General features: G+C 31.4%; 12 protein-coding genes. 11 read left to right on the forward strand and 1 reads right to left on the reverse strand.

All coding sequences use genetic code 11. The features are described 5' to 3' along the window. The first annotated feature begins 112 nt into the window (after positions 1 to 112). The 7 genes from GXK57_RS09070 to GXK57_RS09100 all read left to right on the forward strand — a co-directional run bounded on the left by GXK57_RS09070 (position 113) and on the right by GXK57_RS09100 (position 9,221). The gene (locus GXK57_RS09070) at positions 113 to 1,225 is read left to right on the forward strand and encodes a histidine kinase (protein ID WP_160674688.1); all 1,113 of its coding nucleotides are present in this window, start codon (positions 113 to 115) and stop codon (positions 1,223 to 1,225) included. 12 nt (positions 1,226 to 1,237) lie between these two features. Next, complete coding sequence (locus GXK57_RS09075) at positions 1,238 to 1,864, forward strand: response regulator transcription factor (protein WP_160674691.1); 627 nt, start codon at positions 1,238 to 1,240, stop codon at positions 1,862 to 1,864. A gap of 160 nt (positions 1,865 to 2,024) precedes the next feature. Next, positions 2,025 to 2,960: an ABC transporter ATP-binding protein gene (locus GXK57_RS09080; protein WP_160674694.1), complete on the forward strand. Its 936-nt coding sequence runs from the start codon at positions 2,025 to 2,027 to the stop codon at positions 2,958 to 2,960. 11 nt (positions 2,961 to 2,971) lie between these two features. After that, positions 2,972 to 4,090: an ABC transporter permease gene (locus tag GXK57_RS09085; RefSeq protein ID WP_160674697.1), complete on the forward strand. Its 1,119-nt coding sequence runs from the start codon at positions 2,972 to 2,974 to the stop codon at positions 4,088 to 4,090. Position 4,091: 1 nt separating this feature from the next. Continuing rightward, complete coding sequence (locus tag GXK57_RS09090) at positions 4,092 to 5,237, forward strand: ABC transporter permease (protein WP_160674700.1); 1,146 nt, start codon at positions 4,092 to 4,094, stop codon at positions 5,235 to 5,237. Between the two features lie 180 nt (positions 5,238 to 5,417). Next, positions 5,418 to 7,583: a methyl-accepting chemotaxis protein gene (locus GXK57_RS09095; RefSeq protein WP_160674703.1), complete on the forward strand. Its 2,166-nt coding sequence runs from the start codon at positions 5,418 to 5,420 to the stop codon at positions 7,581 to 7,583. A gap of 573 nt (positions 7,584 to 8,156) precedes the next feature. Continuing rightward, positions 8,157 to 9,221 (forward strand): right-handed parallel beta-helix repeat-containing protein, encoded by a 1,065-nt coding sequence (locus tag GXK57_RS09100; RefSeq protein ID WP_160674706.1) that lies wholly within the window; start codon positions 8,157 to 8,159, stop codon positions 9,219 to 9,221. Positions 9,222 to 9,374: 153 nt separating this feature from the next. Here GXK57_RS09100 and hydE read toward each other — a convergent pair whose 3' ends face one another. Further along, positions 9,375 to 10,439 carry a [FeFe] hydrogenase H-cluster radical SAM maturase HydE gene (gene hydE, locus GXK57_RS09105; protein WP_160674709.1) on the reverse strand — a complete coding sequence of 355 codons (1,065 nt, stop codon included), beginning with the start codon at positions 10,437 to 10,439 and terminating at the stop codon, positions 9,375 to 9,377. 399 nt (positions 10,440 to 10,838) lie between these two features. Between hydE and GXK57_RS09110 the strand changes: the two genes are divergently transcribed. The 4 genes from GXK57_RS09110 to GXK57_RS09120 all read left to right on the forward strand — a co-directional run bounded on the left by GXK57_RS09110 (position 10,839) and on the right by GXK57_RS09120 (position 13,786). Continuing rightward, a complete protein-coding gene (locus GXK57_RS09110; RefSeq protein WP_160674712.1) occupies positions 10,839 to 11,552 on the forward strand; it encodes a pirin family protein in 714 nt (237 codons plus the stop codon). Positions 11,553 to 11,685: 133 nt separating this feature from the next. Then, positions 11,686 to 11,961, forward strand: coding sequence for a sugar phosphate nucleotidyltransferase (locus GXK57_RS09115; RefSeq protein ID WP_160674715.1), 276 nt, complete (start codon positions 11,686 to 11,688; stop codon positions 11,959 to 11,961). A 362-nt stretch (positions 11,962 to 12,323) separates the two neighbouring features. Further along, a complete protein-coding gene (locus GXK57_RS26860) occupies positions 12,324 to 12,455 on the forward strand; it encodes a hypothetical protein (RefSeq protein ID WP_279285492.1) in 132 nt (43 codons plus the stop codon). 215 nt (positions 12,456 to 12,670) lie between these two features. Next, positions 12,671 to 13,786: a 3'-5' exonuclease gene (locus GXK57_RS09120; RefSeq protein ID WP_160674718.1), complete on the forward strand. Its 1,116-nt coding sequence runs from the start codon at positions 12,671 to 12,673 to the stop codon at positions 13,784 to 13,786. Positions 13,787 to 13,797: the final 11 nt, after the last annotated feature.

Here is a 13,797-nt window from a genome sequence, read left to right on the forward strand (position 1 = left end):
CGCCTGCCAGAATTTCTTCACATACGTTCAGAAAAGGCAGATGCGCAAAAAAAATTCACTGAAGAAAATCGCTTCAGCGAATTTTTTATTATAGACGAAGGAGAAAATTAGTTTGAAAAATAGAAGTGACTATTTGCTGATACTTAGAGTTTTGATTATAATTTACGCTACCTATAACTATATAGATGAAGGAAAGTCTTCGTTTTATATAGTTGTGTTAATACTTCTTTATTGTATATCTAGCATAGTGTACTTTATGATTATTGATTATAAATATTCTCTTTGTATATCGATAATTTCAATACTTATAATTTTGTATTCAGGTTACTATATAAATTATTCTTATATATTGCTAATACCTTGCTCTATATATGATATTGTGGACAGGTTAAAAGTAAATAAATTTATGTTTCCTGTAATATCAATACTGGCCATAGTAATTATCAATGTAAATAAAGCTATCAATCCTACTTATCTATTTATAATTTTTATTTTAGTTATATTTGATTCTATGTTTACGAATTACTTTTTTAGAGTAAAACAATTGATAGAAGAAAATGATATTCTTAGAGAAAAGAATAATAAGTATTCTAGAGAAATTGATGATTTGAAATCCCATGAAAAACAAGTTCAGTATACCACTCAGCTAGAAGAGAGAAACTCTCTGTCTCAGAAAATGCATGATAAAATAGGACATACTATAGCTGCTAGTTTAATGCAGTTAGAAGCAGCAAAGTATATAATGAAGGGTGACAGTGATAAAGCTACTGAGATGCTTAACAGCTCTATAAAAGTTTTAAGAGAAGGTATGGATGATATAAGGATTACCTTAAGAAAAATTAAACCGGTCACTGAACAGTTAGGTATAAATAGAGTGAAAATGATTCTAGAGGAGTGTACAAAAGGAACAGAATTAAAGTATATGTTAGTATATACAGGAGATTTAGATAGAATAAGGTACAACCATTGGAGTATTATATTAGATAGTATTAAAGAGAGTCTTACTAATACAATTAAGTATTCTAATGCCTCTAGGATAGAGGTAAATATCGATGTATTAAATAAGGTTATAAGAGTATTTATAAAGGACAATGGAATAGGTATAGATAACATAAAAAAGGGTTTGGGGCTAATTGGGATCGAACAAAGGTGCATAGATTGTGGTGGAAATGCGCTTTTTGATGGTAGTGATGGCTTTGTAGTAACCTTATTATTACCAATATAAAGGGGAAATATTATGAGTATAAGACTTTTAATATGCGATGATGACGCATTAATAAGAGAGAGTTTAAGAATAATTTTATCAATGGACAAGGAAATAGAAGTTATTGATGTTGCTGAAAATGGTTTAAAAGCCTTAGATGTATGTATTAAAAATAAAATAGATATAGCATTGTTGGATGTGAGAATGCCTGTTATGAATGGGGTAGAGGCAGCGAGAGAGATAATAAGTAAGACGTCGTCAAAGGTCATAATACTTACAACCTTTGATGAAGATGAATATATAAAGGAAGCGTTAAGAAATGGTGCTAGCGGATATATACTAAAGAATAATCCTCCAGACAAGATAATTAATACTATAAAGTTAGTAGCAAGTGGGAATAGTGTAATGGAGGAAAGTGTATTTAATAAGTTTAAAGAAAATATGGTAAGTGACAGAGAACAAATCGATACTTCTATGTTTACTGAAAGAGAAATAGAAGTTATAAAAGCAATCTCTGAAGGTTTATCCAATAAAGAAATAGCCTCTAAGCTATTTATTTCAGAAGGAACTGTAAAAAATTATATAACTAATATATTAAATAAGACTGGACTAAGCCATAGGACGCAAATTGCTATCTATTATATAAAAGGATATAAGTAATGTAAAATTAATCCTATAAATATGACAAAAGTCACATGAAGTTATGACCTTCTCTACTGATGCGGTAGAGGAGTTTTTTTTATAATATAAATATGGAAAGCAAGTTGAGAGATCGTTAAGCGATATTAAATAAATTATTGTTTCGAAGGGAGTTTTTATAATGAATATATTAAATATCAAAAACATAACAAAGAGATTTGGAGACTATGTAGCTGTAGATAATCTTTCACTAGATGTTAGAGAAGGTGAAATTTTTGGACTACTTGGGCCTAATGGTGCAGGCAAAAGTACTACAATAAATATGATTACTGGATTACTAAAACCAACAAGAGGAGATATACAGATATTTGGCAAGGATTTCAAAAGTAATGAAAACTCAATAAAAGGCCAAATTGGATTAGTACCTCAAAGTCTTGCTATATACAACGCTTTGAGTGCAGAGGATAATGTAAGTTTTTTCGCAGGGTTATATGGATTGAAGGGAAAAGCATTAAAGGCTGCTGTAGAAGAAGCTTTAGAGTTTACAGGACTTTTGGAGCATAGGAAAACCCAAGCTAAAAAATTCTCTGGTGGTATGGCAAGAAGACTTAACATAGCTTGTGCCATAGCTCATAAGCCAAAACTAATAATAATGGATGAACCAACAGTAGGGATAGATCCTCAATCTAGGAATCACATATTAAGGTCTGTTAAGGAGCTTAATAAGCAGGGATGTACTATCATATATACTTCTCACTATATGGAAGAAGTTGAGGAGCTTTGTTCAAGAATAGTGATAGTGGATCATGGAAAAGTCATTGCAGAGGGAACAAAGGAATCACTTATAGCTATAGTATCAGATACTCAAAGTCTTGATATTCAAGTAGAAGGCTTAGAAAAGTTGGTTGAGGAAGAGCTAAGAGAAATACCAGGAGTTAAGGGCTTTGAAATAAACGATCAAAAGATAACAGTGAATTCTTTAAGAGAAATAAATAATTTGGATAAAATAATCAGTTATTTTAGTAATAAAGATATGGCAATTAGAAATATTGAATATAAGAAGATAAATCTAGAAACTGTGTTTTTAAGTCTTACAGGAAGAAAGCTTAGAGATTAGGGGGGAGTTTTGTGAGAATTATAAATCATATAAAATACACCATATTAAATTCAATTAAAGAGAGATCAGGCGTAATATCAATGGTCGTATTTCCAATAATCTTCATGCTTATATTAGGAAGTGCTCTCGCTAATACCTTTGATAATAATGTTGATCTAGATAAGTTAAATATAGTTTATGTAGATAATGGATCTAAGAATACAAAGGATATATTTGATCAATTTAAGTCTGAACAAAAGGATGGTAAGGTAACATTTAAAAAGGCAGATAGCATAGATGAAGGTAAGGAAATAGTAAGGAAAGATTCTGACAACATCTTAATAGAACTTCAAAGTGACAATATACAAGTGTACAAGAATGAGAAAGATAATATATCGGTAAATATAGTTATGGGGGGATTGCAAGGAATTGCTGAGAGATATGGTATTTATGGAGCTATAGTAAAGTTTGCTCCTAATGCTATTAAGAGCATAGACAATGATTTTTCTAAAAGCTATACAAAGATAAGTAAAGTAGAGATAGGAAGACAAACAACCTCTTTTGATTATTATGGAATAGTTGAAATAACTATGATGACCTTGTATGGTTCTATGTTTGGTTTTTACATGGTGGTTATGGGAAGAGATATGAAAATAGAAGGAAGAACTATAGTTTCAGGTATGTCAAGAGTAGAGTATGTTTTTACAAAGATAATAGCGACCTTTATAATAACCTTTGTTACATTAATACCAGCATTTTTATTTGCGACCTTTGTACTTAAGGTTTACTGGGGAGATCATCTTATGAGCATTATAGCCATAATGCTAGCTTTAGATCTTTTCGCATCTTCCTTAGGAGTATGTTTAGGCTTTATGTTTAAAGAAGAAAAGACAGGACAAATGATTTTAAATGTTGTATTAATTCCAGCTATGACCTTCTTAGGTGGTGGATATATGTATATAGGAGAACATGTAAATGCTGCTTTAGACCTAGCTACTAAGATATCTCCAGTAAGATGGGTAAATAGAACTATAATAAATATAGCCTTTAACAATGATTTTTCTAAGTTCAATACAACACTAATCATATGTTTATCTTTATCAATTATTTTGATGATTGTACCGTTTGTTATAAGAAGGGAGGAAGCTTAAAATGAACGAAATTATGGTTTTAGTAAAGAAAAATTTGAAGCTAATCTTTGATTCGCCAAAATCTTTAATACAACTTTTAGTTCCAGCTTTAATAATATTGATATTCATGAAGCTTTATAGTGTATCAGGAGGTATATTAAGAGTAGGAATTATAGATAATGACAATACAAAGGTATCAAAACAAGTGATTGAAAATGTTAAAAACATGACTCAGGTAGATATAGTAACTGTTAAAGATGCTGCTGATATAAAGGAAAAACTTAGTCAAAATGATATATTTGTAGCTATATCCATTCCAAAAGACTTTGAAGAGGACATTGTAGGTGGAAACTCTACAGGGGCTACAGTATACTCAGCAAAAGCTAATAGCTTATCTAATAATATAAAAGGTGTATTAGACTTTCAGACGAAAAACTTATATGACCTAGCAAAAGCTTCCTCAGGAGATAAGAATAAGTTTTATAGTATGTTAAGTGAAGCAAAAAACGGAGCTGTAAAGCTTGAGAAAACACCACTAAAGGATATAGGCTCTGGTTTATCAGTAACTGAAGCAAGTATAGGATTCATGATATATTATATGATGGTAAGGTCAATAACAATATCTGGGTTAATATTAAAAGAAAAAAGAGAAAACACTTATTCAAGGATATTTACTGCTCCAATTTCTTCGATAAAGTACACTTTTGCCAGTATATTATCAAATATGATCTTCTTAGCTATTCAGGTAATTGTAATATTAGTTTGCCTCAAGTATGTATTTAATATAGAGACTGGCGTTGACCTTATATCAATGTTCTTGCTGCTACTTATGATAAGCGTAGTAACAGTTGCCTTTGGAATGTTATGTGTAGCATTGTTTAATGATTCTCAAAGCTATGGTACATTTTCAAATTTAATAATCACAGCTACTGCTATGTTCTCAGGATGCTTCGTTCCAGCAAAACTTTTACCAGATACAGTTCAGAAAGTATCATTCTTTACTCCCCAGAGATGGGTTATTGATGGGATACAAAAGCTTCAAAATGGTAATAACCTTGGGGATATAAAAATGAATTTTATAGTGTTGTTCTTATTTACAGTTGCATTTTTAGTGGTAGCAGCTTATAGAATGAAAAATTCTCAAAAAGCTATGACTGCAGTAGGTTAAATAGAAAATATAGGATAGTTAAAAAAACAATAAAAAATATAGCAAGATGAGAATAAAAAGTCGACTTACAGTTCTGTGTAAGTTGACTTTTTTGTCAAAAAGTGTTTATATATAATTATAGATGTTTTAGGTGCATGCAGTTGTGCAATCGATTGCTCAAGAGATGAGGAGGAGAGTTTTATGTTCAAAACAAGGCTTGTTAAGGCTAAGAAAAAAGATAAGAAGTTAAAGTCAGGCGTTGAATCTAAACGTTTAAATTGGGTGTTTTCATCTAAAAGTGGTAAAAGGAAAATAAATAAGGATTTTGTTAATGATGTATTGAGCACTAAGAGTTTGTTAGGACGATTGGTTATCGCCTTTGTTGCTTTAGTACTGATTGTTATGGTGATAACTACCTCATTCAATCTTGTTGTTATGACAAGTAATATGACCAAAGAATTTAAGACATCTACAGATCATATCCTAAATCAGAACAAGCATTATGTACGATTAATTAATGATTTTTCAGAACAAATTTCTTATCAAATCTTGTCTGATACACAGATAAAAGATGGTATGGCTTTTTCAAGTACTGAAAGAGATCAAGTTATAAGTAAAGCAACAGATGCTAAGACTAACCTACAAAAGATTATAGGACTGAACAACAGTGAGGTGTTGGATAGCATTTATCTATATAAAGATAACGATGGTTTATCAATAAATACAAAAACAGATGTTTTCGCTGATGCTTCTCAGAAGATTGGTGATGAAGCTAAGAAAACAGATTGGTATAAGACTGCAATGGAACAACCAGGAAAGGCCTTTTGGGCAGTAACAGATACAGATGGAACAAAAAAATTAAGCTTTATAAAATCAGTTGGCAATGGGGTTTCTAGTAAGGAACTTGGAGTCCTTCAGATAAATGTAGCAGATAGTATATTTAAAAAAGCTATGGAAGATATAAATATAGGGGACAATGGTAAGGTAATAATCGTTGATGATAAGGGACAAGTTATTGGGGGAAATACAGAAGTAACCGTTGGGGAAAAGTATAGTGCGGATTTCTACTCATCAATTAAAGGTAAGGAAGAAGGTGCCTTTAGTGGAAAGGTTGATGGCAAATCTTATTACATAATGTATTCTACTTTATCAGAAACAGGGTGGAAGTACATAGCACTTATACCTTCTAGTGAACTTTACGGCAGTGCATTACATGTAGGAAAGTATTCACTAATAATATTGATTATTAGTTTAATATTGGCAGCAGCGGCTTCTATTCCTATATCAATGCAGATTACAGTGCCAATTAAGAACTTTATTGGATTAATAACAAAGGTTTCAAACTGTGACTTTACAGTTTTATCTGATAAAACTTATAAGATAAAAGAGTTAAATGAGTTATCTGTTAACTTTAATAATATGGTTGCTAGACTAAAGGGAGCTCTTACAAACACAGCTATATTAGCTGATGAAACTGCAGCTATATCTTCAGACTTACTTAAGGTTTCAAATAATATTAATGAAAAATCAGAGGATATAGTGAGAAATATACAAGAAATATCCATGGGGTCTTCGAAACAGGCTGAGGATACTATGAACTGTGCTTCAATTAATAACGAACTAGATGATCAAATCACAGGTACTACTAACACCTTAGGTCAGTTAGAGGGAGCAAAGGAGCATGCGGTTAGTGCTATAAGAAATAGCAAAAAAGATATAAATGAGCTTCATGAAACCTCAATAGAGAACTCAAAGGCTATGAGTGATGTAGCTTCTACAATTAACAAACTAACTAGTAGTACTCAATTAATATTAAAGATTTTAAATGAAATAAATAGTATAACTAATCAAACAAATCTTCTTTCATTAAATGCTTCTATAGAGGCAGCCAGAGCTGGAGAAGCTGGAAAGGGCTTCTCAGTAGTTGCAAATGAGATAAGAAAGTTAGCTGAACAATCTCAAAAAGCATCATTAGAGATAAAGGGGATAATCGAAGATGTAAACTCGGCAATAAATGACTCTATGCTTATTGCTGAAAATGCTAAAGAGGCCTTTGTAAAAGAACAATTCCAAGTTAAATCAGCTATAGATTCATTTTCTCAACTAGGAGAGACCTTTGAAGAAGTATCAGCTGCTATAGAAAAGTCAATGGTTTCGGTAAGAAGCATTGATGAAGCTAAGAATAACTTAAATATTGCAATAGGAAACATTGCTGCTATATCTCAACAAAATACTGCGGCTACTGAGGAAGTTACAGCTGTTATAGAAGATGAAGCTATTGACAATAAGAGAATAAACGAGTTAGCTCTAGATTTAAATGGACAAGCTGAAAGCTTAAAGGAAGTTATTGAAAAGTTTAAGCTGTAGAGAGAAACTGGATTTAGCTATAATAACCTAATATAGTGATTTAAAATATATATTCAGTTTAAGAATTTTTAATATGATGGTATGTTCAACAGATTACTTTAATAGATCGTAATATAACATTTTTATAATGTGAATAGATAAGCATGGATATAAGACAGTTGTTAACAACTTTAGTTGCTAACAACTGTCTAGTTATTTTTGCAGAATATATAAATTAAATTATTTAAATACAGAGCATAACATATATGAAACCACAACGGCAAATATCTATTAGTGAGAAATGTTTGAATTATTGTTATATATTACAAAACAATAGGCTGAATTAGACAATAAATTGGAATTTTTACAAGAAAAATATTTTAATAATTACAATAAATTGATTTTAATGTACAATAATTATCAAATACAGTTACATAAATGATTTATGCTTAACTTATAGTGACTTGAAAATGTTTATGTTAACGTGAAACGAGGTGATAATATATAATTGAATGTTAATTAATATGGGTGACTGAAATGACTTACTAGTTAGAATTGTTAATAAATATAAAAGATATAGGAGAGTGTCATAGTATGAAAAAAATCTTAAGTATATTTTCAACGTTAATGCTTTCAGTTTTATTTTTAGCCGTAAGTGGATTTACAACTGTACGTGCAGCATCCACAGCCTTATATATTTCACCTAATGGAAACGATAACAACGATGGGCTAAGTGCTGCTAAGCCACTAAAGACTTTTGAAAAAGCTGTATCAAAAGCTACAGCTGGAACCACTATATATGTATCTAGTGGAACCTATAAATTAAATGTTAATATGTCAGGAACTATTAACTTAGCTAAGAGTGGAGCCAATGGAAGTCCTATAACCATAGCCGCTTCAAACTCAAGTAATAAACCAGTTTTAGATTTTACTGGTCAGTCAAAGAGTGGTAACGATAATTCTTTAGGATTTAAGGTTACTGGTAGTTACTGGACTTTAAGAAATATAAAGATATACAATGCAGGAGATAATGGAGTAAAGATTACAGGTTCGGCAGCTGGCTACAATACCTTTGATTACTGCGAATTTGACAGCAATGGAGATAGCGGACTTCAAATAACTAATGGAGCACACCATACAACAGTTTCAAACTGTTTCTCCCATGATAACTATGATCAAGCAGCAGCAGGCGGAAATGCAGATGGGTATGCATGTAAGGATTTACCTGGAGTAGGTAACAAGTTTATAAACTGTACAGCTCAAGATAACTCTGATGATGGATGGGATTTTTTCAACAATATGAATGCAGTAGAATTGCAAGGATGTACTGCTACACACAATGGATACCATAAAGGTTCTCCAGCAGGAAATGGAGAAGGGTTTAAGCTTGGCGGAACAAGAGATGCACGTTCTACAGGAGCTCATAAATTAACTAATTGTACTGCCAACAACAACAGAGCTAGTGGATATGCACAAAATCATGGTGGTGGAGCTTTTGTTATTACAAAATGCACTGCTACAGGCAATTTGAAAAATAATTATAATTTCCCTGAACAACCTATCAGCGGAAAGATAACTTTTACTGACTGTTATTCTTATAATGGAACTGTTAGCATAGTTTCAGGTTCATCTGTTATAACAGGCGGAAATATAAAGTAGATTAATAAAGAAGGTTAATGCAAGTATAGATAATAGGCATGCCTTCTAAGAAATTTTAGCTATTCCCACCCTTGATATAATAAAGGGGCCGTCAGCTTAACTAAATGTTAATCTGGCAGCCCTAAAAATATACTTTTAAATATTAAGATTAGATTAATTTGAAGCTATATTATTATTAGCAATTGTTAGAATAGATGCATCGTTTGAAATATCAGATACAGTTCTTCCAAGTGCTTTTATTTTACCAGAAATACATCCTCTGCAATGAGCAGGAGTGTCATTTATACATATCTTACCTGGATAAAGTGCGTATAATCTTCTGTAATCACCCTCAGTGACATTTGGCATAACTACATTTGCACCGCTTTCTAATGCAATAACTCTTCCGTTTTTGTTTAGAGTCTCCATTGCAGTTGTAGCAGTGATTCTTATACCAGGCATAAGTAATCTAGTCAAAGCCATTACCTTTATTGACATATGAAAATCACCGCCAGCACAAGCTGCAAGAGGCGTGTCCCCATTTGGTATAAAAGGACCGATACCGATCATATTTGCATCTATTCCCTTAAAGAATAATATATCATCAGCTATTGATTCTATAGTCTGGTTAGGAAGTCCCACTAGCGAACCGCAGCCAACTTCGTAGCCTAGGCTCTTTAGATCTCTAAGACATCTCTTTCTTTCAGCGTGACTCATCCCAGGATCAAGCTCATGGTATAAATCTTCATCAGTAGTTTCTATTCTAAGTAGATATCTATCAGCTCCAGCTTCTTTCAAAGCTTTATATTCTTCATAAGTCTTTTCGCCAATACTTATGGTAAGAGTAACTCCAAGAGCCTTTATCTTTCTAATAATATTGGACATTCTTTCTATAGTAAAATAATCGTCCTCTCCACCTTGAAGAACTAGATTTTTATAACCATAGCCTACAGCTTTAGTAGCAAAATCCAATATTTCTTCTTCAGATAATCTATATCTTTCAATATTTTTATTGTCTCTTCTAAGACCACAATACATACAATTTCTCTTACATATGTTTGTAAATTCTATAAGCCCTCTTAAAAGTACTTCATTGCCACGATATTCTTCTCTTACTTCATCTGCAGCCTTATATATAGTCTCATTTATTTCGTCATTCTTCAAAAGTTCAACTAGCTCGTCTTTTGTAAGACAATGAGTAGTTTTCGCTTTTTTTACTAAATCAATTAGTTTATCCATAAATTCCTCCTAATAACGGACCTTTGCTATTCTTAATAATTATACTATTTAAGTAGGGTTTTTAAAAGTAAAAAGTGTAACTAAATTGGTTACCGAATATTAATCTTTGGTATAAGTAGATATAAGGGCGGTAAAACTTAATACAAGATAAAAAGTAAGGGTATTTTAAAGTACTGTGTTGAAATTAAGTGTTCAGTCATCAGATGCTTAGATAAGCTTGCGCTAATTTCTTGCTCATATAGATCTCCTTAGTAACCCCGTAATCTCAATGATATTAGTAGTAGTAATCTATATTTAAATTATATGGGATTATTAGATTGACAACTGATAAAAGATAATATATTATAAAGTTACAAGGTTATTAAAAGTAATTAACTATAATTAATATAGAGGTGCAATATGATTAGAAAAATTAAAAATAGTGATATGGGAAAAAGTAAGAACCAGTGGTTAGATAGTATATTCCATTTTTCATTTGCAGATTATTTTAATGTTGAGAATATAAGTTTTGGCGATTTAAGAGTAATAAATGACGATTTAATTCAGCCCCATACTGGCTTTGATATGCATCCACATAAGGATATGGAGATAATATCTTACGGAATTGAAGGAGAACTTACCCATGAGGACTCTATGGGTAGTAAAGGTGTCATTGGAAGAGGCCAGGTACAATACATGAGTGCTGGAACTGGAGTTTATCATAGTGAGCACAACAGAGGAGATGTAACTGCAAGATTTCTTCAGATATGGGTGTTACCAGATAAGAAGAACCATACTCCTCAATATGGAGATTTTAAGTTCGATTGGGAATTGAGAAAAAATAAATGGTTCCACTTTGTTTCGTCAAAAGCAGGAGATGCACCAATAAAGGTTAATCAAGATATAAACTTCTATGCTCTAGAACTAGATGAAGGTAATGAGATCGATTTTGCTGTAGGGAGTAGAAGACAGGCTTATATGCTGCAAATAGAAGGCTCAAGTACTGTTAATGATGTTGACCTGGACCAAAGAGATGCTGCTGAGATTGTTGAAGAAGATGTAAAGATAAAGGCTAAAGAGAAATCTCATATATTAATAATTGAGATGACAAAGAAAAATGTAATTTGGAGATAATTTTTAAATCCCGTAGACTTTTAATAGAAAAGTTTACGGGATTTATTATTTCCATTAATAGTAAAACATATTTCACATTACCTCATATATAGACATAGTATAGTATATAACAATACTTGGAGTTGAAGGCTAAATGCTTTATGCACTGATTTTAGCAGGAGGCAAGGGAACAAGACTCTATCCACTATCTAGATCGGACAGACCTAAACAGTTTTTGAAGGTGGTAAATAACAAAAGCTTTTTGGTTAATACTGTTGAAAGAATTCACCCATTGGTACCGACAGACAATATCTATGTTATTACTAATAAGGATTATGAGGATCAAATAAAAGAAGAGTTATCAGACATTTGCGCTGACAATATATTCACAGAACCCAGTAATAAGGAGACCGCTTTATTCACATTATAGGTCATTTGGATATAGATGGTAGTTGTGTGAGATTAATAATATTAAAATAGTATCATACAATAAGATACATATAGACAGAATGTTCATCAGAAGTATCAATGGTTTTACAAGAGTATGAAAATAGACATAAATAATATTTGGAGTGCAAGATAATAGTTTTTGCTCTCCTTTTATTTGCTTTTAAATAGGTGAAGAGAATCAGTGTATTAATGAATCGCCTTACTATATTATATATGATTTATAATATCATTGTTTATTTTAGGACTAATACTTTTATGTTCCTATTGGAAATGGTATAACTATAACAAGATGGTAACTAAGAAATTAAAGAATAGATATACAAATTGGAGTTGATGATTATTATGGCACTATCTATGAATGATTCGCCAACAGCGAAATTGTTTATAAACGAGTATCAGATTAGAGTTGCTAAAAAGATGCTTGAAGATGGATATGATAAACAGAAAATTTTAAAGATTTTAGAACTGTCATAAGAAGAGGTAGTTAAAGAAGTTTTGAATAAAATAAAAGAATAAAATGGATATTGGGATGTATCCAGTCATAAGAAATATTGATTAGTGTAAAAATGCCATATTATAGAGTCAGTATAGCATTTGAATAAGTCTATGTAAGATAAATTAAAATTTATGGTATAATATGAATTGTCATGAAATTTATACCATTTTTATTGTGTTTTAGGGGGAAGAGTATGGGATTGATAAGTAAGTTGTTACAAGGGATATTTGGTTCTAATAAAGAAAGTAAAACTACTAATGATGGACAAGGAAGTGTTTCGACAGAATATAATAAAAGTATTGAACCCTACGATGAATATATGACCTATAAAAACAGCAGCGAATATCCTGATGATTTCGTAGTATTCGATTTTGAAACAACAGGCTTAGATGCAAAGGCAGATAGGATAATTCAGATTGGGGCTTTAAGGTATAGAAATAATGAAAAAGTAGATGAATTTATTACATATGTAAATCCTCAAAAACCAATACAGAGTAATATAACGGACTTAACTGGAATTACAAGTAGTGATGTTAAAAATGCACCAACTATATCTCAGATATTTCCAAGATTCACAGAGTTCATAGGGGATTATAAATTGATTGCTCATAATGCAGATTTTGATATTAAGTTCTTCCTTAATAATGCTTATAATTTAAGAGTTGAAAAACCTAAAAATGAAGTAATTGATACACTAGCACTGGCTAGAAAATATATAAAAGATGAAAAGGGCTTGAAACTAGAAAACTATAAACTTCCTACTTTGAAGAAATTTTTAGGTATTACAGTAGGATCTCATAATTCAGCAGATGATTGTATTGTTTGTGCTGAAGTCTATAAGAAATGCAAGGAAAAGATAGTTGCAACTACTAAGCCTAAGAAGAATGAAAATACTGAAGTTGATAATAAATTTAAAGAAATAGAACAGCAATGCTATGAGAATATTAAACAAATATTATTGAGGAATAATAGGCCAATAAAATTCCTAAAGCCAGGGCATACAGGTAATTATTTTGATATACTAACCTTCTATACTCTTGTTAGAATAAAGTTACAGGGTAAAAAACAGTATATACTAACAAAGCACAGCGAATATGAAGTAAAAGTCCTATGGCCTGATTCTATATGTGAGGCTGCTACAAAGAGTGAAACTGGAGTTACAAGAATTGCGTATAATTCTCCAGAGGATCTATTTAAAATTGAACCTCTAATAGTAAAAGACTTTGACGACCTTATGAAGAGTCTTGAATATTATAGGGAAGGTGTTAGTTCTGCTGAAAGACATATTAAGGAGTATTTAAGTTCATAATAAACAGGAGT

It is taken from the genome of Clostridium sp. C8-1-8 (assembly GCF_009928445.1).
Classification (GTDB): Bacteria; Bacillota; Clostridia; order Clostridiales; family Clostridiaceae; genus Clostridium_AR.

What these genes read in the sequence shown, in the direction of transcription:
- GXK57_RS09095 (WP_160674703.1), top strand. Translation starts at nt 5,418, where the DNA reads ATGTTCAAAACAAGGCTTGTTAAGGCTAAGAAAAAAGATAAGAAGTTA.
- GXK57_RS09090 (WP_160674700.1), top strand. Translation starts at nt 4,092, where the DNA reads ATGAACGAAATTATGGTTTTAGTAAAGAAAAATTTGAAGCTAATCTTT.
- GXK57_RS09120 (WP_160674718.1), top strand. Translation starts at nt 12,671, where the DNA reads ATGGGATTGATAAGTAAGTTGTTACAAGGGATATTTGGTTCTAATAAA.
- GXK57_RS26860 (WP_279285492.1), top strand. Translation starts at nt 12,324, where the DNA reads ATGGCACTATCTATGAATGATTCGCCAACAGCGAAATTGTTTATAAAC.
- GXK57_RS09080 (WP_160674694.1), top strand. Translation starts at nt 2,025, where the DNA reads ATGAATATATTAAATATCAAAAACATAACAAAGAGATTTGGAGACTAT.
- GXK57_RS09075 (WP_160674691.1), top strand. Translation starts at nt 1,238, where the DNA reads ATGAGTATAAGACTTTTAATATGCGATGATGACGCATTAATAAGAGAG.
- GXK57_RS09100 (WP_160674706.1), top strand. Translation starts at nt 8,157, where the DNA reads ATGAAAAAAATCTTAAGTATATTTTCAACGTTAATGCTTTCAGTTTTA.
- GXK57_RS09115 (WP_160674715.1), top strand. Translation starts at nt 11,686, where the DNA reads ATGCTTTATGCACTGATTTTAGCAGGAGGCAAGGGAACAAGACTCTAT.
- hydE (WP_160674709.1), bottom strand. Translation starts at nt 10,439, where the DNA reads ATGGATAAACTAATTGATTTAGTAAAAAAAGCGAAAACTACTCATTGT.
- GXK57_RS09110 (WP_160674712.1), top strand. Translation starts at nt 10,839, where the DNA reads ATGATTAGAAAAATTAAAAATAGTGATATGGGAAAAAGTAAGAACCAG.